Source organism: Massilimicrobiota sp. An134 (genome assembly GCF_002160815.1).
GTDB lineage: Bacteria > Bacillota_I > Bacilli_A > Erysipelotrichales > Coprobacillaceae > Allocoprobacillus > Allocoprobacillus merdigallinarum.
On the sequence record NZ_NFLH01000021.1, the window covers coordinates 1 to 19,961 of the forward strand.

At 31.5% G+C, this 19,961-nt stretch carries 17 protein-coding genes and 1 other annotated feature; of the genes, 15 read left to right on the forward strand and 2 right to left on the reverse strand.

The window, feature by feature from the left end:
* Window positions 1-132: 132 nt before the first annotated feature.
* Complete coding sequence (locus B5E79_RS08875) at window positions 133-357, forward strand: hypothetical protein (RefSeq protein WP_241146945.1); 225 nt, start codon at window positions 133-135, stop codon at window positions 355-357.
* A 99-nt stretch (window positions 358-456) separates the two neighbouring features.
* Here B5E79_RS08875 and B5E79_RS14030 read toward each other — a convergent pair whose 3' ends face one another.
* Window positions 457-552, reverse strand: a complete 96-nt coding sequence (locus tag B5E79_RS14030; RefSeq protein ID WP_087297738.1) for an AraC family transcriptional regulator — start codon at window positions 550-552, stop codon at window positions 457-459.
* Between the two features lie 479 nt (window positions 553-1,031).
* Between B5E79_RS14030 and B5E79_RS08885 the strand changes: the two genes are divergently transcribed.
* On the forward strand, window positions 1,032-2,495 hold the full coding sequence (locus tag B5E79_RS08885; RefSeq protein WP_158095491.1) for a sensor histidine kinase: 1,464 nt from the start codon (window positions 1,032-1,034) through the stop codon (window positions 2,493-2,495).
* Entirely contained in the window at window positions 2,470-3,159 is a 690-nt protein-coding gene (locus tag B5E79_RS08890; protein ID WP_087243677.1) for a response regulator, read from the forward strand. Before B5E79_RS08885 ends, B5E79_RS08890 begins: the two co-directional genes overlap by 26 nt.
* Before the next feature lie 190 nt (window positions 3,160-3,349).
* On the opposite strand, the gene B5E79_RS08895 is transcribed toward B5E79_RS08890, so the two are convergent.
* Window positions 3,350-5,308 (reverse strand): DUF4118 domain-containing protein, encoded by a 1,959-nt coding sequence (locus B5E79_RS08895; RefSeq protein ID WP_191492496.1) that lies wholly within the window; start codon window positions 5,306-5,308, stop codon window positions 3,350-3,352.
* A gap of 278 nt (window positions 5,309-5,586) precedes the next feature.
* Between B5E79_RS08895 and kdpF the strand changes: the two genes are divergently transcribed.
* From kdpF to argJ, 12 genes are all read left to right on the forward strand, one after another.
* Window positions 5,587-5,664: a K(+)-transporting ATPase subunit F gene (gene kdpF, locus B5E79_RS14035; protein ID WP_143746615.1), complete on the forward strand. Its 78-nt coding sequence runs from the start codon at window positions 5,587-5,589 to the stop codon at window positions 5,662-5,664.
* A gap of 15 nt (window positions 5,665-5,679) precedes the next feature.
* Window positions 5,680-7,428 (forward strand): potassium-transporting ATPase subunit KdpA, encoded by a 1,749-nt coding sequence (locus B5E79_RS08905; protein ID WP_087297740.1) that lies wholly within the window; start codon window positions 5,680-5,682, stop codon window positions 7,426-7,428.
* A 20-nt stretch (window positions 7,429-7,448) separates the two neighbouring features.
* Complete coding sequence (gene kdpB / locus B5E79_RS08910; protein WP_087297741.1) at window positions 7,449-9,506, forward strand: potassium-transporting ATPase subunit KdpB; 2,058 nt, start codon at window positions 7,449-7,451, stop codon at window positions 9,504-9,506.
* A gap of 10 nt (window positions 9,507-9,516) precedes the next feature.
* On the forward strand, window positions 9,517-10,140 hold the full coding sequence (gene kdpC, locus B5E79_RS08915; protein ID WP_087243681.1) for a potassium-transporting ATPase subunit KdpC: 624 nt from the start codon (window positions 9,517-9,519) through the stop codon (window positions 10,138-10,140).
* Between the two features lie 119 nt (window positions 10,141-10,259).
* Window positions 10,260-10,973 (forward strand): response regulator transcription factor, encoded by a 714-nt coding sequence (locus B5E79_RS08920; protein WP_087243682.1) that lies wholly within the window; start codon window positions 10,260-10,262, stop codon window positions 10,971-10,973.
* 5 nt (window positions 10,974-10,978) lie between these two features.
* Entirely contained in the window at window positions 10,979-13,513 is a 2,535-nt protein-coding gene (locus B5E79_RS08925) for a sensor histidine kinase (RefSeq protein WP_087297742.1), read from the forward strand.
* Window positions 13,506-14,216 (forward strand): response regulator transcription factor, encoded by a 711-nt coding sequence (locus B5E79_RS08930; RefSeq protein WP_087297743.1) that lies wholly within the window; start codon window positions 13,506-13,508, stop codon window positions 14,214-14,216. Before B5E79_RS08925 ends, B5E79_RS08930 begins: the two co-directional genes overlap by 8 nt.
* A gap of 93 nt (window positions 14,217-14,309) precedes the next feature.
* Window positions 14,310-14,672: a tetratricopeptide repeat protein gene (locus B5E79_RS08935; RefSeq protein WP_087243685.1), complete on the forward strand. Its 363-nt coding sequence runs from the start codon at window positions 14,310-14,312 to the stop codon at window positions 14,670-14,672.
* Between the two features lie 93 nt (window positions 14,673-14,765).
* Window positions 14,766-14,970 (forward strand) — a binding site (T-box leader).
* A 114-nt stretch (window positions 14,971-15,084) separates the two neighbouring features.
* Entirely contained in the window at window positions 15,085-16,305 is a 1,221-nt protein-coding gene (locus tag B5E79_RS08940; RefSeq protein WP_087297744.1) for an argininosuccinate synthase, read from the forward strand.
* An 11-nt stretch (window positions 16,306-16,316) separates the two neighbouring features.
* On the forward strand, window positions 16,317-17,702 hold the full coding sequence (gene argH, locus B5E79_RS08945) for an argininosuccinate lyase (RefSeq protein ID WP_087297745.1): 1,386 nt from the start codon (window positions 16,317-16,319) through the stop codon (window positions 17,700-17,702).
* Window positions 17,695-18,729 carry an N-acetyl-gamma-glutamyl-phosphate reductase gene (gene argC / locus B5E79_RS08950; RefSeq protein ID WP_087297746.1) on the forward strand — a complete coding sequence of 345 codons (1,035 nt, stop codon included), beginning with the start codon at window positions 17,695-17,697 and terminating at the stop codon, window positions 18,727-18,729. The genes argH and argC overlap by 8 nt, the downstream gene beginning before the upstream one ends.
* A gap of 12 nt (window positions 18,730-18,741) precedes the next feature.
* Window positions 18,742-19,959, forward strand: coding sequence for a bifunctional glutamate N-acetyltransferase/amino-acid acetyltransferase ArgJ (gene argJ, locus B5E79_RS08955; RefSeq protein ID WP_087297747.1), 1,218 nt, complete (start codon window positions 18,742-18,744; stop codon window positions 19,957-19,959).
* Window positions 19,960-19,961 lie beyond the last annotated feature (2 nt).

Genomic DNA, 19,961 nt, shown 5'->3' on the forward strand with positions numbered 1-19,961 from the left:
TTGACAGATGTAGTTTCAAGACTACACTTTTTGAGCTTGAGTAAATATTAAAAACCAGGAAAAATATATTTCCATACAATTCCTGGTTAAATATTGTCATCTTAACTTAATGACATTGGAGCGAAAACAGTCATGTTGTCAGCTTATAATAGACATAAGTATCGTGATTATTATGATGAATTTATTTTGATGAGTGGTCTAAAGAATTTGGCAGTTTCAGATAAGATATCGCCACAAATACCAGCATTGATTATGGTAGATATACTCTATGCACATTATCTTCACTATAATCAATACAACAAAAGAAAAAAATTACAGATGACTTTAACAGATATAGGATATGAATTAGAAGAATAGGATCTTTATATATGTGCTCGTTTTATTATATTAAAAATGAGCATATCAAAAATGATAGAAGCTGTTTTTGTAACAGCTTCTTTTATCTTGAAAATGAATTTATCGAGTTGATCTATATTGTGAGGGAGTCATACCTGTGTTTTGATGAAATATTTTTCTAAAGTAACTTGATGTTTGAAAATCACATTTTTCCATTTATTTCATCAGTGGAAAAATCTGAATATTGTAACATTTTTTGTCTGACTTCAACGATATTGAATCAAATATTGGATCGATGATTGATGAAGATAAATATATGAAAGCAAAGGTATTAGCAGAAGATACAGATAAACATAAACCAAATCCTGCACCATTATTGGAATGTTTAAAGAAATTAAAATTATAGCCAGATGAAGTCATTTATATAATTAGCTTCAAAGAATGCTCACATTGATTTTGAATATGCGAAGTGGAGGAGGGAGTACATCAGATATAGGAATTGATTATTATACTTATATTTTTGATAAACCAATAGATTTATTACAATTATTATGAAATGATACATAACAATCTATTACTAAAAAAAGAATCACTTATAAAATATTGTGATTCTTTTTTGCGTGGAAAGATAATCATAAAAAGATTGCTTTCTATGGATATATGTTATTTAATAAAAGCAAGAGGTGAAAATGAAAATGAAATTCAAGTCTTATATTCACTCATTGTTGATTACAGTTATATTATTAGTTATAGCATCCTGTGTAGGCTTGTTCTTTCAATATTTAGACTGGTCTGAAATAACGATTGTTTTAATTTATATTATTTCTATACTGATCATCTCCTTATTAACAAAAGGATATATCTATGGAATAATTAGTTCTATTATTGCAACATTTTTATTTAATTATTTCTTTACAGCACCTTATTATACATTATTATTTTATGATTCCAGATATTTTATAACTTTTATATCTATGACATTGACCTCTATTATTGTCAGTACATTAACCTCACGTATCCAACTTTCCCAGAATCAGGCATATAAAAATGCTCAAAATATGAAAATGCTTTATGAATTGACAAATCATCTTTCAAAGATTACAGACAAACAGAGACTTTATGATGAAGTCTATCATATATTAAATCAATATTTTCATTATCCAATAGATTTCATCTTTTTAGATTATCATAATGAACATAAACATCAAGATATTATTGACTGTTTTCGTAATGAAAATCAAAAATATATTATCAAAGATATGTATATTTTCTTTCCTTTATATGGTGTTTCACGATTATTGGGAATTCTCTTTTTTAAAGATGATAATTTTCAACATATGGATGAAACCCAAAAACATATCTTTTATCTTATGATAGATAATATTTCATTAGCCTTAGATCGTATTTATTCAATAGAGGAACAGTTAAAATTAAATGAAGCAAGTATTAAAGAACATTATCGCAGCAATCTTTTACGCTCCATTTCTCATGATTTAAGAACACCGTTATCTGGTATTATGGGAACGTCAGAAATGATTATGGGAATCAACCAACCAACAAGTTCCTCATATCATTTAGCACAGGATATTTATCAAGAGGCTGATTGGTTGTATCTTATGGTACAAAATATTTTGAGTTTAACTAAAGTACAAGAAGGAAAACTTGTGATTCATAAAGAATATGAAGCGATAGAAGAAGTTATAGGAAGTGCTATTTCCCATGTGCAAAAAAATATGTCTGAGAGGCAGATTGAGGTTCATGTTCCTGACGAAGTCATGATGGTTGCAATGGATGCACAACTGATTCAGCAAGTCATTATTAATTTACTGGATAATGCCTTTAAACATACTTCAAATAATGAAAAAATAGTCATTAATGCTTACAAACAAGATCATCAATGTTATCTTGTTGTAGAGGACTACGGGGATGGTTTTCTTGGTGAGGATCCTCAAAAACTTTTTGGAATGTTCTATACACAACATCAGTCTTATTCTGATTCCTTTAAGGGAGTAGGACTTGGTTTAACAATATGCAAAGCTATTATAGAGGCACATCAAGGAACTATTGAAGCCAAAGAGTGTCTGAATCATCAAGGAGCACAATTTATAATAACATTACCAATGGAGGATGAATATGAATCAAACAATATTAGTTGTTGAAGATGATGTACAAATTAGAAAATTTATTTGTTATTGTTTAGAAAATAACAATTATCAATACATTACTGCCAGCAACGGACAAGATGCGTTACGAAAAATTTTTTACGAAAATATAGACTTAATATTACTTGATTTGGGATTGCCAGATATGGATGGAGTAGATATTATTCAAAGATTACGAGAATTCTCAGAAATTCCTATTATTGTTGTTTCTGCTAGAGATAAAGACAAAGACAAAGCAGATGCATTAGAATTAGGGGCAGATGATTATTTAACCAAACCCTTTTCAGCAACGGAATTAGTGGCAAGGATTAAAGTGGCTTTTAGACATTTTTATCGTTATAATCAAGTTCAAATTCAAACATATTATAAAGTCAAGGATTTATCTATTGACTTAGATAAAAGGCAAGTCTATTTAAATGATCAACCTATTCATGTAACACCATTAGAATATCAATTACTTGTTTTATTTTTTAAGAATGCAGGAAAAGTTTTAACAACAGATATGATTATTGAAGAAATATATGGAAAAGGGTATGGACATGATACACAGGCACTGAGAGCTCTTATGGCAGGATTAAGAAGAAAAATTGAAAAAAATCCTGCAACACCACAATATATACTTACAGAAATAGGTGTTGGATATAGAATGGTTGATGAATAACTGTATGTATAAATGAAAGTATATTTGGCTAAGTTTATAATGATTATTTACAATAAAACAATGAAGGTATTATAAAAACGTCAGTAAATATCATAAAAGATTGTTATTGACGTTTTTATAGTGTCTATTGGCTTAATGATTTTATAATAGAATTATCTTGAGAAGAATATTTAAGAATATGGTTATGATGTTACATATCTTCATGTTCCAAAGATTCATTTAATTGTTGTTTTAAAATCATTTCATTATGAGATTCTTGTTTATAAATTGCATCAATAGCTAAAGCGATTTCATTTAAAATAGCTTTCAATAAAGCTTTTTCATAAGGTGCTAAATCCTCACCTTGTTCCATAGCAATACCAATCACTGCAAAAATATTGTCCTTTTTTCTAACAGCAAGATATAATCCTTTAGCAGCGGGAAGAGTGCTGGTTGAAACACCGGCATTTTTATTGTTGACAAGAACCCACTGGGCTACAGCTAACTCTTTATGATTAATGTATTCTCTTTTAATATCTGAAGTGATATGTGGACCATAAATCATAGGTTTTTGGAGTGTGTTGTTCTTAACGGGATAAAAAATAATTATACGATTTAACATTTTATATAGTTGAAAACATGTAATATTCATAATATCTTGATAAGAATTGCTCGTTTGTAAATTTTGACTTGTTTCTAATAGAATATCCATACTATGTGCATGAATAGAGGCTAAAAGGTTTTCTTTCTTTAATTTGTGAGCCATTGTACTAATGGATATTGATACAATGAACATGACAATAAAAATGAATGGATAATCAGATGAGGACATATTAAAGGTAAATCTTGGATCTATGAAGAAGTAGTTAATAGCAATAATGCTTAAAAAGGTTGAGATGAGATTGTATATTGGATAATATGTGACAATACCAATGAAACATGAAGCTAAAACATAGAGTAAAATAATATTTGTTGTATTGACATGTATTTCATAGAAAATAAAACCTAGTAATGTAGTAATGAGAAAAATAGATAGAGCTAAAATTGTTTCTTTTAATGAAAATTTGATAAATTTTGATAAATCTACAGATTTCTTTTGTGCCGTTGAACGATGATCTGGAATAATATAAATTTCTAGGTTTGGAGCATTCATCGTTAATTGATCGACAATGGTACTTCTTTTGATTAAAGTTGGTTTTTGATAAGAGCGACCTAACACTAATTTAGAGACACCACTTGTTTTGGCATATTGACCTATTTGAAATGCAACATCATCCCCATATGTAGAAACAATATCTGCTTTGAGATGTTTGGCTAAATTTAAATTCGACTGAAGTTGAGCTAAGGCTTTCTTAGAGAGATTATTACTTTTTGAAGTTTCAACATATAAAGCTGTAAAATCTGCATGAAAAGCCTGAGCCATACGTGAAGCTGTACGAATAACTTTTTGATTAGTTGGAGAACTTCCAATGCAAACAAGAATATGCTCTTTAGCAAAAGGTTGATTTTGTTTGGCTGTTACGATATTAACACGATCAGCACAACGTCTTAATGTAATCTCTCTTAAAGCTGTCAGATTATCTCTAATAAAGAAATGTTCCAAAGCTCTTTTGGCTTGTTGTTTATGATAGATTTTCCCTTCTTTTAATCTCTCAATTAAATCATCAATTTCAATATCTACTAATTTGACATCATCAGCATCATCAAAAACATGATCAGGTATTCTTTCATTAACCTTGATTCTTGTAATACTTTCAACAATATCATGTAGACTTTCTAAATGTTGTACATTCACTGTTGTATAAACATCAATACCCGCTCTTAATAATTCTTCAATATCACTATAACGTTTTTGATGTCTTGAACCATGAACATTGGTATGAGCTAATTCATCGACTAGAATAAGTTGAGGATGTCTTTTTAAAGCACCATCTAAATCAAATTCATAGAAAAGACGATCGCGATAAATAATTTTCTTTTTAGGAATCTGTTCTAGACCATAAATAAGATCGGTAGTCTCTTTACGATCATGCGGCTCTATATACCCTATAACAACATCAACACCTTGTACAGATTTTTGATGAGCAGCTTCAAGCATCGCAAATGTTTTACCGACACCAGCACAATAACCGAAAAATATTTTTAGACGTCCTTTTTTTATTGTTTCCATATCTACCACTTCCTTATTTTTTTATTGTACATAAATTTTATAAATAAAAAAGTTTTAATAAAAATTTTAATATGATTTTAATATGGGGGTTTGGTGTTTTAACACTTTCTTTATTTTATCTATGCTAAGATATATACGTCTAAAAAAGACAAAAGGGGGAAACGCTATGATGATGGACATAATTATGGTAGCTGTATTAGCTATAGGTTTTCTGCTTATGAAACTTTTTGTAGATTGGAATGATAAACAGATCAATAAAAAGTAACGGAGGGAAGAATATGTGGTTATTAGCGATTGTGATTGTAGCATTAGCAAGTTATTTGGTTTATGCGTTGATCAATCCTGAGAAATTTTAATTTGGAGGAGAGTTTATGTTACAAATAGTATGTACATTACTTGTCTTCATGGTGATTATTTTTCCTATTGGAAAGTATGTTTATCATATAACAACTCACAAGAAGACATTTGCAGATCCACTTTTTGATCGTATTGATAATGGAATATATAAGATATTAAAAATTGATACATCAAATATGGGGTGGAAAAAGTATGCATTATCTTTATTGTTATTTAATGCATGTTTAGTTTTTGTTGGTTATCTTATTTTAAGAATTCAATCAATAGGTATATTCAATCCTAATGGTATTGAAGGGATGGAAGCAACATTATCTTACAATACAATTATTTCGTTTATGACAAACACAAATTTACAACATTATTCTGGTGAATCAGGTTTATCTTATTTATCACAAATGTTTGTCATCATTATGATGATGTTTACATCTGCAGCATCTGGATATGCTGCATGTGTTGCAATGGTTCGAGGAATCTTAGGTAAACGAATGGGTAACTTCTATTGTGATGTGACACGAATTACAACACGTTTCTTGATTCCTATGGCTTTCATTGTTGGATTGTTCCTTGTATCTCAAGGAGTACCTCAAAATTTGAGTCCAAATATAACACTAACAACAATTGAAGGAAAATTGCAAGATATTGCTTCTGGACCAATAGCGGCACTGGAATCAATTAAACACTTAGGAACAAATGGTGGAGGTTTCTTAGGGGCAAACTCATCAACACCACTTGAAAATCCAACAGTTTTATCAAATATTGCTGAATTATATTCAATGATGTTCTTACCAGCAGCTTGTGTATTCACATTTGGTCATATGGTTTATGATAAATATCAAGAAAGAAAAGCTAAAAAATTGGATACAACAGCTTCAAAAGAATTTGATAAACCAAGTTCTAAAGTTTGGTTAGGTAAAGAAGGACGTACAATTTTTGCGGCAATGTCAATTTTGTTTGTTATTGGTTTAGCACTATGTTTCTTTAGTGAAAGTCAAGGAAATAGTGCAGTTGCATCAGCTGGAATTACTCAAACAATTGGAAATATGGAAGGTAAAGAAGTAAGATTTGGAGTTGCCCAGTCTTCGCTCTTTACAACTGTAACGACATCATTTACAACAGGAACAGTTAACAATATGCATGATACATTAACACCATTAGGTGGATTAGTTCCATTATTGCATATGATGTTAAATGTTGTCTTTGGTGGTGTTGGCGCAGGTCTTATGAATATGCTGATTTATGCAATTATTGGTGTATTTATTTGTGGTTTAATGATTGGACGTACACCAGAGTATCTAGGTAAAAAAATAGAAGGAAAAGAAATGAAATTAGCAGCACTATGTATTATTATTCATCCTTTATTAATATTAGGATTTAGTGCTTTAGCTGTTTCAGTTCAAGCAGGATTAGATGGAATTACAAATCCTGGTTTTCATGGATTAACACAGGTATTGTATGAATTTACATCATCTGCAGCTAACAATGGTTCTGGATTTGAAGGATTAGCGGATAATACAGTATTTTGGAATGTTACTTGTGGTTTAGTTATGTTTTTAGGACGTTATCTATCAATTATTATTCAATTAGCTATTGCTGGAAGTTTATTCAATAAAATTGATGTGAACGAGTCAATTGGTACATTAAAAACAAATACTTGGACTTTCGCTATTATCTTAGTTTTTGTTGTTTATATTTTTGCAGCATTAACATTCTTACCAGCTTTAGCTCTTGGACCAATTTCAGAGGGATTGACCTTAGGTCTATAGAAAGGGGTTTAGTTTAATATATGAGTCGTCAAGAAAAAACAAAATTTATTACAAAAGATATTCTTGGTTCTTCTATCAAAGGGGCTTTTGTAAAATTAAATCCTATGTATATGATGAAAAATCCAGTTATGTTTGTTGTTGAAGTTGGATTTGTCATTTGTACTATTCTTGTCTTTTTCCCACATTTATTTAATGATAAAGGAGATAATTTAAGTTTATATAATGCGATTGTTGCGATTATTTTGTTTATTACTTTATTGTTTGCTAACTTTGCTGAATCTGTTGCAGAAGGACGAGGAAAAGCACAGGCTGAAACATTAAAGAAAACAAAGAAAGATACAAAAGCTCGTCTTATCCACGAGGATGGATCAGAAGAAATGATTTCAGCTAGTGAATTACAAAAAGGTGATGTTGTTCTCGTAAAAGCTGGAGAATTAATTCCAAATGATGGTGAAATCATCGAAGGAATTGCGAGTATTGATGAATCTGCGATTACAGGTGAATCGGCACCAGTCACTAAGGAAAGTGGGGGAGATTTTGCTTCAGTCACTGGAGGAACAACGGTTGTTTCAGACTGGATTAAAGTGGAAATTACTTCTGAACCAGGGCATTCATTCTTGGATAAAATGATTGCTTTAGTTGAAGGGGCTTCACGTCAAAAAACACCTAATGAAATAGCTCTAAACACATTATTAGTTTCATTAACAATTATTTTCTTAATCGTTATTGTAACACTTTATCCAATGGCTAATTATTCAGAAGTACAAATACCAATTTCAACATTAATCGCATTAACTGTATGTTTGATTCCTACAACAATAGGAGCTTTATTAAGTGCTATTGGAATTGCGGGAATGGATAGAGTAACACGTTTTAATGTTATTGCTATGTCAGGAAAAGCAGTTGAAGCATGTGGTGATGTTGATACAATGATTCTTGATAAAACAGGAACTATTACTTTTGGAAATCGTTTGGCTAGTGATTTTATCCCTGTATCAGGTATTAAAAAAGAAGAACTCACTGAATACGCTTGGATTGCATCTATAGGTGATGACACACCTGAAGGAAAATCTACTGTTGAATTGGCAGAAAAATTCGGTTGTCAATTACAAAGAAAAAATTATGAAAATGCTGAATTTATTGAATTTACTGCTGCTAGTAAAATGAGTGGTGTGAATACGACTGATGGACATGTTGTTCGTAAAGGTGCCGGTGACGCTATGATTCAATATGTTAAAGAAAATGGTGGTAAGGTACCAGATGATTTAACATTAAAAGTAGATGAAGTTTCAAAATTTGGTGGAACACCTTTGGTTGTATGTGCAGATTATAGAATTTTAGGTGTTATTTATTTAAAAGATACTGTAAAACCTGGTTTAGTAGAACGTTTTGAACGTTTGCGTAAAATTGGTATTAAAACTATTATGTGTACTGGAGATAATCCATTAACTGCTGCGACTATTGCTGCTGAAGCAGGTGTTGATGGTTATATTGCGGAATGTAAACCAGAAGATAAAATTGAAGCAATTAAAAAAGAACAATCTGAAGGAAAGATTGTAGCCATGACTGGTGATGGAACAAATGACGCACCCGCACTTGCCCAAGCTAATGTTGGTATTGCTATGAATAGTGGGACATCTGCTGCCAAAGAAGCTGCAAACATGGTTGATTTAGATTCTGACCCTACAAAGATCTTGGAAGTTGTAGAAATTGGTAAACAGTTGTTAATTACTCGAGGATCATTAACGACTTTCTCAATTGCTAATGATATTGCAAAATACTTTGCAATTATACCAGCCATGTTCCAAGCTGTTATACCACAATTAAGTGTTCTTAACATCATGGGATTACAAACATCTGAAAGTGCTATTTTATCTGCATTGATTTTTAACGCAGTGATTATTCCATGTTTGATTCCACTAGCAATGAAAGGTGTTAAGTATAAACCTATGAGTGCATCTAAAATGCTTGGAAGAAATATGCTAATCTATGGATTAGGTGGAGTGATTTGTCCATTTTTAGGAATTAAGATTATTGATATGATTATTGCACCATTATTAGTTTTATTAGGATTATAGGAGGTAAACTATGAAAAAGTTTTTAAGACACTTTAGATTGGCGTTTCTATTTGCAATAGCAATGTTTGTGATATGTGGATTTATTTATCCCATGGTATTAACAGGAGTTTCACAAGTTGTATTTCCAAGTCAATCAAATGGAAGTCTTGTTGAAGTAGATGGAAAAGCAGTGGGTTCTGAAATTGTTGGACAAGATTTTACTGATGAAAGATTGTTCCATTGCAGACCTTCAGCTTACAACTACAATACTTATACACAAGAACAAAAAGATAGTGGAGAATATGCAGGTTTATCATCTGGAAGTAACAACTATGCACCAAGTAATCCTGCTTTGAAAGAAAGATTAGATGAAGATATTGAAAAATTCTTAGAAGAAAATCCTACAGTAAGCAAAGAAGATATTCCTTCTGACATTATTACTGCATCAGGATCAGGATTAGATCCACATATTTCAGTAGAAGCTGCTAAAGTACAAATGGATAGAGTTGCTAAAAATACAGGTTTATCTCAAGAACAATTAGAAAAAATGATTGAAGAAAATACTTCAGGAAAATTCTTAGGTATTTTTGGAGAAGAAACTGTCAATGTTTTAAAATTAAACTTAATGGTTGCACAAGAAATAGATATGATTTAATGAAAAACTCCACTTTATCCAAGTGGAGTTTTTTGGTCTTGTTTATATAGAAAAGACTTTTTTTCGTAATAGCTATATAGTAAAATATAAATATATTTAAAGGGGAAAAGGAAGAAAATATGCAGGCGAATATATTGGTTGTAGAAGATGATCATTCAGTTAGAAATCTTGTGTCTACAACTTTGCAGACACATGGATATCAATTTGATGCTATGATTAATGGTGAGAGTGCTTTATTGGCTATGACATCACATCATTACGATATTATTTTATTAGATTTAGGATTACCTGATCAAGATGGTATAGATATTATCAAAACAGTTCGTACGTTTTCGGTTATTCCCATCATTGTTTTAAGTGCAAGAAGTAGTAATGAAGATAAGATAGCTGCATTGGATGCAGGAGCAGATGATTATTTAACAAAACCATTTAATATTGATGAACTTTTAGCAAGAGTTCGTTCAACTTTACGTAGAGCTGAATATTTACAAAATATGACGACTCAAGAAGAAACGGTTTTTGAAAATGGTGATTTAAAAATTAATTATTTATCAGCGACAGTATCTTTAAAAGGAAAAGAAATACATTTAATGCCAATAGAATATAATTTGCTTTGCCTTTTAGCAAAAAATGTTGGTAAAGTCTTAACTTATCAGTTTATTTTAGATAAAATATGGAAAAATGCATTGGAATCAGATTTGTCCTCATTACGTGTTTATATGACAACATTAAGAAAAAAGATTGATAAACAGTATGCGGATGATCAAAAATATATTCAAACGCATATAGGTATTGGTTATCGTATGGTTAGACAAAAAAAGAGTGGTGAATAATATTCATGAATGAAGAAAAAAAACATCAAGGGCGTTTAAAAATATTTTTTGGCTATGCAATGCATACTGGAAAAACATATGCAATGTTACAAGAAGCTAAGGAATTGACGGATATGTCTAATGATGTGGTTGTGGGGTATATAGAAAATGTAGAAGGGTTAGAGACGATTTTAAAGGGGTTGGAATGTGTTCCCAATCGTCAGTTAATGCTATCTTCACCAGAGGTAGATATAGATGCTATTTTAGCGAGACATCCACATATAGTATTGATTGATCATATGGCTCATACAAATAGAAATGGCTCTAGGCATTTAAAACGTTATCAAGATATTCTTGAAATACTTGAAGCAGGAATTGATGTTTATACAACTGCCAATGTACAAGATATAGTGAGCTTACAAGATGATATTAATAAGATAACTGGAGAGCATTCAAGTGAAACAATACCTGATTATCTTTTTGAACAAGCACATCAAGTTAAGTTTATTGATAATGAGCCACAATATGAGCATCATTATTCAGTAGAAACTTTAAAAGCATTAAGAGAGTTAGCAATCAAATGTTGTGCACAAAGAATAAAAAAGTTAACTTCCTTACCTTCTAAATCTCATTTTATAAATTCTGAGCATATCTTAGTCTGCTTGTCACCATCACCTTCAAATGCGAAAGTCATAAGAACAGCAGCAAAACTTGCAAATACATATCAAGCAAGATTAACAGCTTTATATATTGCACCATTGGATAAAAAGCTTTCTAAAAAAGAATATCAGTATCTACAAGAAAATATATCTCTAGCAAAAGACTTACAAGCACAAATTGAAGTGCTTAATGATAATAAGGTTGTATTTGAAATAGCTGAATATGCTAGAATCTCTGGGGTTACCAAAATTGTGCTAGGTCAAAGTCCAACGCATTTTTTTCAACGTTCTTCATTATCTGAGCAATTAGTTCGATTAGCACCACAACTAGAAATATATGTTATACCTTATATTGATGAAAGGTCTATTTTTAAGTTAGTAAGACCACAATTAACACTTAATCGTCAAGATTTCATGCGAACAGCAGGTATGTTGATTTTGTCCACATTGATTGGTGGAATCTTTTATTATCTTGATTTTAAAGAATCTAATATTATACTGATTTATATTTTAGGTGTTTTAATGACTGCATTGATTACGACAAGAAGAATTTATAGTTTAGCATCTTCATTCATTAGTGTCTTGATTTTTAATTTTCTTTTTACAAGTCCAAGATTAACATTGAGAGCTTATGATTCAAGGTATATCGTGACATTTATAATCATGTTTATTGTTGCTTTTATTACAAGCAGTATGACAAATAAGTTACAAACAAGTGCAAAAGATTCAGCACAAAATGCTTATCGTATGAAAATATTATTAGAAACAAATCAGAAACTACAGAAGGAAAAAAATAAAGAAGGAATTATTTCTGTAACATGTCATTCACTTATGAAATTATTACAAAGGGATATTATTTTCTATCCTGTTTCAAAGAATAATTTAGAAAAACCACTTATTTTTTGCCAATCGCCAAAGGATAGATCCATATTTCAAAATGAAGAAGCTGTTGCAAAATGGGTTCTCAAAAATAATAAACATGCTGGAGCGACAACGAAAACATTATCCAATGCATTATGCCTTTATTTAGCAGTACGTATTGGAGAAAAAATTTATGGTATTATCGGTATATATATAGATGACAAACCCTTAGATTCATATGAAAATAATATTATGCTTTCTATCTTAGGAGAATTAGCTCTTTCTTTAGAAAATGAAAGTGTTATTAAGGAAAAAGCAACCGCAGATTTAAAAGCCAAAAATGAACAACTCAGAGCTAATCTTTTACGTTCTATATCTCATGATTTGAGAACTCCTCTGACTTCTATCTCTGGTAATGCAGGAATTTTATTAAGTACGGGTACAATCTTAGATGAAGATAAAAAAAAGCAGTTATACAGCGATATTTATGATGATTCTTTATGGCTTATTAATCTTGTAGAAAATTTATTGTCTGTAACTCGTATAGAAAATGGATCAATGAATTTGAATCTAAAAGTAGAATTAATAGAAGATGTGATTAATGAAGCACTTAAGCATATCAATACACGCAGAATACAACATCATATTCAAGTTATTCAAGATGAAAATATATTACTTGCTAAAATAGATGCTAGACTGATTGTTCAAGTCATTATGAATATCTTAGATAATGCTATCAAATATACACCTGATCATACAACAATAACTATACAGAGTTATCTTAAAGATAAAAACATCTATATTGATATTGCTGATGAAGGAAATGGCATTAATGATAAGGATAAGAAGCATATTTTTGATATGTTTTATACTGTTAATCGTCAAGTCGCAGATAGTCGCAGAAGTTTAGGATTGGGATTATCTCTTTGTCAGTCCATTATACAGGCACATCATGGGGAAATTAAAGTTTATGATAATTCGCCTCATGGAACAGTTTTTCAGATATCTTTACCGGCACAGGAGGTAGAAATACATGAATAGTCCAAAAATATTAGTTGTGGAAGATGATAAAGCCGTTCGTAATTTGATTGCTATTACATTACAGACAAGAAATTATAAATATATATTATCTGATAGTGGAGAATCAGCTCTTCTAGAGTTTGCCTCTGAACATCCTGATGTTATCCTTCTAGATTTGGGATTACCTGATATAGATGGAATGGAAGTGATTCAAAAAATTCGTGAAAAATCACAAATTCCAATCATTATTCTTAGTGCCAGAGGAGAAGAAAGTGACAAAGTGGCAGCTCTTGATGCTGGAGCAGATGATTATTTGACAAAACCATTCTCGGTAGAAGAATTATTGGCTCGATTGCGTGTCGCATTAAGAAGAACAGAATATATATGGAATAGTGATGCAAAAAACAACCATATATTTGAAAATGGAGATTTAAAAATTGATTATGCTTCAAGTTGTGTGACTCTTAAGGGAGAAGAAATTCATTTAACACCTATTGAATATAAGATATTAAATTTGTTATCAAAAAATATCGGAAAAATTTTAACGCATACTTATTTAACACGAGAAATATGGGGAAGTGCTTTTGATAGCGATGTCGCTTCGTTACGTGTTTTTATGGCTAATTTGCGTAAAAAGATTGAACCGGAAAAAAGTGGTGTGAGTTATATTCAGACACATGTAGGGATAGGTTATCGTATGATGAAGATTGAAAAGAGTGATTAAATTCTCACAGCATTCTCACACAAGCTTTTGTTTTCTCACACTCACTTCACAATATATTTCTTATAATAATAGTGAAGATAAGGAGTGAGTTATATGAAACAAAATAGAAATGAATATATAGTTTTAGAAAAATTAGGAGAAAAGGTTAAAAGTCTTATTGAAAAGGATCGTTCTGAATGTCAGGAGTTAGTTGTTCAGGCATTAGTGAATTATCCACATGCACCTCAACCACAGAATTTACTAGGCATTTTAGCAGAAAAACAAGGAGATTTAGCCCTAGCAATGAAACATTATCGTGCAGCTTGGTCATTATCTCCTAATTACCGACCATCAAGAAAAAATATTGATCGATTGGTATCTTTATCAAGTTTTCAATGTTATTATTATGATCAAGAGTGTTGTGAGATGGAAACGCAAGATTCTCAAGGATTGTTTAAAAGAAAAATTATTATATAATTTGCATTTTCATAAAAAAACTTGTTATATTTGGAAAAAATAAAAAAATATATTGACAAAAGAAAGCTATCCATGTATCATAAACGCATATTTAAAAAATCGTTGATCAGGAAGAGTAATTTCTTGAACGCTTCAAGCGAGGTAGTACAGAGTGGAAGGCTACTAAGTGGAAAGGAATGAAACGCACCTGTGAGAGTCCATTGGAAATAGGAGTATAATGGAACGTAACCTGCGTTAAGGGATAGAGTGGTTAGTTTTTCTAACAACTAGAGTGGTACCGTGTATATGCACCTCTGGAGAAATCCAGAGGTTTTTTGTTTATAGAGAGGGTGATTGAATTGCGGCGATTGATAGAAAGAATGAATAAATATAATAAAAGAGAAATACAAAATAATGAAAAGGAGAATGAACAATGGAAAAGAAACAATATAAAAAAGTCGTATTAGCTTACTCAGGGGGATTAGATACATCAATTATTATTGCATGGTTAAAAGAAAATTATGGTTGTGAAGTGATTGCTGTAGCAGGGGATGTTGGTCAAGGAGATGAACTTGAAGGATTAGAAGAAAAAGCTTTAGCTACAGGAGCATCTAAATATTATTGTGCTGATTGCAAGGAAGAGTTTGTGAATGATTTTATTTTTCCAGCTATTAAAGCCAATGCTGTGTATGAAGGAAAATATTTACTAGGAACTTCTCTAGCAAGACCGATCATTGCGAAAAAATTAGTAGAGATTGCTAAAAAAGAAGGGGCAGATGCCATTTGTCATGGTTGTACAGGTAAAGGAAATGATCAGGTCAGATTTGAACTCACAATTAAAGCCTTTGCGCCAGAATTAGATATTATTGCACCATGGAGAGTATGGGAATTAAAGAGTAGAGAAGATGAAATTGAATATGCCCAAGCGAGAAATATTCCTTTAAAAATCAATAAAGAAACAAATTATTCTAAGGATAAAAACTTATGGCATTTATCACATGAAGGATTGGATTTAGAAAATCCTGCAAATGAACCAATGTATGATAAGATTCTTGAATTAGGTGTCACACCAGAAAAAGCACCAGATAAGCCAACATATATTACTTTAACTTTTGAAAAAGGAGTACCTGTTGCTTTAAATGGTGAAAAAATGAATGGTATTGATTTGATTACTGCTTTAAACAAAATTGGTGGAGAAAATGGTATTGGCATCATTGATATGGTTGAAAACAGATTAGTTGGTATGAAATCAAGAGGTGTTTATGAAACACCGGGTGGAACAATTCTTTATAAAGCACATGCTGATTTGGAAGAAATCACAATTGATAAAGAAACACAACATTTCAAATATCAGGTTTCTCAAAAGCTAGCCGATATTTTATATAACGGTCAATGGTATACACCACTAACAAAAGCATTACTTGCTTTTATTGATGAAACACAAAAGACAGTCAATGGAGAGGTGAAATTAAAACTATATAAAGGAAATATTATGGGTGCTGGTATGACTTCACCAGATACTTTATATAGTGAACAGACAGCTTCATTTGGAGAAGATGAAGATTATAATCAAATGGATTCTCAAGGATTTATTAATTTATATGGTTTACCTATTAAAGTGAAAGCTTTATTAGACCAACAAAGAAAGAAATAGGAGTTGAAAATATGGCGTTATGGGCAGGGAGATTTAAAAAAGAAATCAATGCTAATGTGAATGCTTTTAATTCATCTATATCATTTGATGCAAGAATGTATAAACATGATATTATGGGGAGTCAGGCACATGCTAAAATGTTAGCGAAACAAGGCATTATTTCTAGGCAGAATTTAACTGAAATATTAAAAGGATTGGATGACATATTATGTGAATTAGAAAATGGTGATTTGCTGTTTGATCCTCATGCTGAAGACATTCATATGTTTATTGAAGCAGAACTCACAAAGCGATACCCAGAAAGTGGTAAAAAACTTCATACTGCCAGATCACGTAATGATCAGGTTGCTTTAGATTTAAGGTTATATACACGTGATGAAATCAAAGATATTCAGGGTATGTTAATGGAATTGATGCAAGTGCTTATCAATCAGGCTAAAGGGCATACACATACCATTATGTGTGGTTATACACATTTGCAACGTGCTCAACCCATAACATTTGCCCATCATTTAATGGCTTATGTTGAAATGTTTTATCGTGATTATACAAGATTGGATGACTGCATGAAACGACTCAATGTTTCACCATTAGGTAGTGGGGCATTAGCGACGACAACATATCCTATTGATCGTCATTTTGTAGCACAGGAACTTCATATGAATGATATTATGTATAATTCATTAGATGGTGTCAGTGATCGTGATTATGCAATTGAACTAGCCAATGATTTGGCTATGATTATGATGCATTTATCACGTTTAAGTGAAGAAATCATTTTATGGTGTTCATGGGAATTCAAATATATTGAACTGGATGATGCTTATGCGACAGGATCAAGCATCATGCCACAAAAGAAAAATCCAGATATTGCTGAACTGGTCAGAGGAAAAAGTGCCAGAGTCATCAATGATGTTTCTACATTACTGACAATGATGAAAGGTTTACCGCTTGCTTATAATAAGGACATGCAGGAAGATAAGGAAACTTTATTTGATGCGATTGATCAGGTGAAATTATGTTTACCAGTCTTTAGTGATATGATCAACACAATGAAAGTGAATAAACAGCGTATGCAAGAATGTGCAGCTAAAGGATTTATTAATGCAACGGATTGTGCAGATTATCTTGTGAAAAAAGGAAAAGCTTTTAGAGATGCTTACAAAACAACAGGAGAGCTTGTTGCTTATTGCATTGATCATGATGAAGTTCTTGAAACTCTTCCACTTGATATCTATAAGTCTTTTGATGAAGTTTTTGAAAAAGATGTTTATCAGGCTATATCACTTTTAACCTGCGTTGAAAATAGACTTGTTGATGGAGGACCTGCTCCTCAAACATGCCAAAAAGCAATCGCAAGAATGGAAAAACAATTGGAGGCGTTGAATCATGGTTAAAGTAGGAATTATCGGTGCCAGTGGATATGCTGGGGCAGAGTTATATCGTTTGTTGTTGAATCATCCACATGTTGAAATTGTTGCAATCAGCTCTCAAAGTTATGAAGGAAAGATGATTTCACATTTATATCCATCATTTTATGGAGTCTTTGATATGACATTCACGAATGATCAGGAAGTCATTGAAAAAGCTGATATGATTTTTGCATCATTGCCTCATGGTCTCAGTGAAAAATATGCTAAACAATGTGATGAACAAGGAAAGAAGTTTATAGATTTAGGTGCAGATTTTCGTTTGGATCAAGAAAAAGATTATCAACAATGGTATCAACATGATTATCAATATCCACAATTACATGAAAAACAGGTTTATGGTTTAAGTGAAGTCAATCGTGAACAGATTAAACAGGCATCAATTATTGGAAATCCAGGGTGTTATCCAACATCCATTACTTTAGGATTATATCCATTATTAAAAAATCATATGCATAAAGATGAAAAGATTATCATTGATTCCAAATCTGGAACAACAGGAGCTGGAAAGTCTTTAACAGAAGATACCCATTTTCCTAAATGTAATGAATCATTTCATCCATATAAAATAGCAAGTCATCGTCATACACCAGAAATTGAACAGGAATTATCAAAGATGGCTCATCAGGCTGTTCATGTCATGTTTACACCACATCTATTACCTGTTAATCGTGGGATTATTTCAACAATATATGTTCCATTAAAAGATAATGTTGATTTTGATGATGTTTATGATATCTATCAAAAGACTTATCAGGATGAGTATTTTGTAAGAGTTTTACCAAAAGGGCAAGTTGCTGATTTAAAATTTGTCCAATATTCTAACTTCTGTGATATATCTTTACATTATGATGAGAGATATCATCAGCTGATTGTTGTTTCAACAATAGATAATATGGTGAAAGGGGCAGCTGGACAAGCTATCCAAAATATGAATTTGATGTATGGTTTTGATGAAAAAGAAGGATTAATGATGGTACCAGCATCATTTTAAGGGGGAAAATATATGTTTAAAGATATTGATGGAGGGGTGTGTGCCCCTCTAGGATTTCAAGCCTCTGGAATCCATTGTGGTATTAGAAAAAATAAAAGTAAAAAAGATTTGTCTTTAATTGTCAGTGATGTTATGTGTCATTGTGCGAGTACCTATACTCAAAACAAGGTGAAAGGGGCACCCATCTATGTCACACAACAGCATTTAAAGAATCTTGAAGCCAAAGCTATTATTTGTAATAGTGGTAATGCCAATACATGTAATCCTAATGGCATTGAAATAGCAGATCAAATTTGTCAATTATGTGGAAATGAACTTCATATTGATGCAAATGACATTGTTGTGGCTTCAACAGGAGTCATTGGCCAGCCTTTAAGTCTGACACCTTTTCAAAATCATATGTCAGATTTAATCAATGCTTTATCAACGAAGGGAAGTCAGGATGCCTGTGAAGGTATTATGACAACAGATACTGTGAAAAAAGAATATGCGGTTGAATTTGAACTTGATGGCAAGACTTGTCATATTGGAGCAATCGCAAAGGGAAGTGGGATGATTCATCCCAATATGGCAACAATGTTAGCTTTTGTGACAAGTGATGTTGCGATTTCTAAAGACATGTTAAATGAGGTTATTCATGAAGTTGTTGATGATACATTTAATATGGTGAGTGTTGATGGGGATACTTCTACTAATGATATGTTGACATTAATGTGTAATGGTCTAGCTCAAAATAATGAAATTACGCAAAAAGATGAAAATTATTATGTTTTTAAAGAAGCATTGATGTATATTTGTACGAAATTATCTCAAGCGATTGCGAAAGATGGTGAAGGAGCAACAAAACTTTTAACTTGTAGCGTTTTACATGCAAAGACAAAAAAGGATGCAAAGATTGTTGCTAAATCTGTTATTACAAGTTCACTTTTGAAAGCTGCTATGTTTGGTGAAGATGCAAATTGGGGACGTATCTTATGTGCTATTGGTTATAGTGATGCTGATTATGATATTCAAAAAATTGATGTTGATTTTAAAAGTAAAAAGGGGAAAATTTGTGTTTGTCAAAATGGTGGTGGATATCCTTTTAGTGAGGAAGAAGCTGCTCAGATCTTAAGTGAAGATGAGATAGAAATAATCATAGATTTACATGATGGAGATGATCAGGCAACTGCCTGGGGATGTGATTTAACTTATGACTATGTCAAAATTAACGGCGATTATCGCACATAAAG

Bases quoted from the DNA above. Each gene is read 5' to 3' on its own strand.
- B5E79_RS08875 (WP_241146945.1), top strand. From the start codon at position 133: ATGTTGTCAGCTTATAATAGACATAAGTATCGTGATTATTATGATGAA.
- B5E79_RS14030 (WP_087297738.1), bottom strand. From the start codon at position 552: ATGGAAAAATGTGATTTTCAAACATCAAGTTACTTTAGAAAAATATTT.
- B5E79_RS08885 (WP_158095491.1), top strand. From the start codon at position 1,032: ATGAAATTCAAGTCTTATATTCACTCATTGTTGATTACAGTTATATTA.
- B5E79_RS08890 (WP_087243677.1), top strand. From the start codon at position 2,470: ATGAATCAAACAATATTAGTTGTTGAAGATGATGTACAAATTAGAAAA.
- B5E79_RS08895 (WP_191492496.1), bottom strand. From the start codon at position 5,308: ATGGAAACAATAAAAAAAGGACGTCTAAAAATATTTTTCGGTTATTGT.
- kdpF (WP_143746615.1), top strand. From the start codon at position 5,587: ATGTGGTTATTAGCGATTGTGATTGTAGCATTAGCAAGTTATTTGGTT.
- B5E79_RS08905 (WP_087297740.1), top strand. From the start codon at position 5,680: ATGTTACAAATAGTATGTACATTACTTGTCTTCATGGTGATTATTTTT.
- kdpB (WP_087297741.1), top strand. From the start codon at position 7,449: ATGAGTCGTCAAGAAAAAACAAAATTTATTACAAAAGATATTCTTGGT.
- kdpC (WP_087243681.1), top strand. From the start codon at position 9,517: ATGAAAAAGTTTTTAAGACACTTTAGATTGGCGTTTCTATTTGCAATA.
- B5E79_RS08920 (WP_087243682.1), top strand. From the start codon at position 10,260: ATGCAGGCGAATATATTGGTTGTAGAAGATGATCATTCAGTTAGAAAT.
- B5E79_RS08925 (WP_087297742.1), top strand. From the start codon at position 10,979: ATGAATGAAGAAAAAAAACATCAAGGGCGTTTAAAAATATTTTTTGGC.
- B5E79_RS08930 (WP_087297743.1), top strand. From the start codon at position 13,506: ATGAATAGTCCAAAAATATTAGTTGTGGAAGATGATAAAGCCGTTCGT.
- B5E79_RS08935 (WP_087243685.1), top strand. From the start codon at position 14,310: ATGAAACAAAATAGAAATGAATATATAGTTTTAGAAAAATTAGGAGAA.
- B5E79_RS08940 (WP_087297744.1), top strand. From the start codon at position 15,085: ATGGAAAAGAAACAATATAAAAAAGTCGTATTAGCTTACTCAGGGGGA.
- argH (WP_087297745.1), top strand. From the start codon at position 16,317: ATGGCGTTATGGGCAGGGAGATTTAAAAAAGAAATCAATGCTAATGTG.
- argC (WP_087297746.1), top strand. From the start codon at position 17,695: ATGGTTAAAGTAGGAATTATCGGTGCCAGTGGATATGCTGGGGCAGAG.
- argJ (WP_087297747.1), top strand. From the start codon at position 18,742: ATGTTTAAAGATATTGATGGAGGGGTGTGTGCCCCTCTAGGATTTCAA.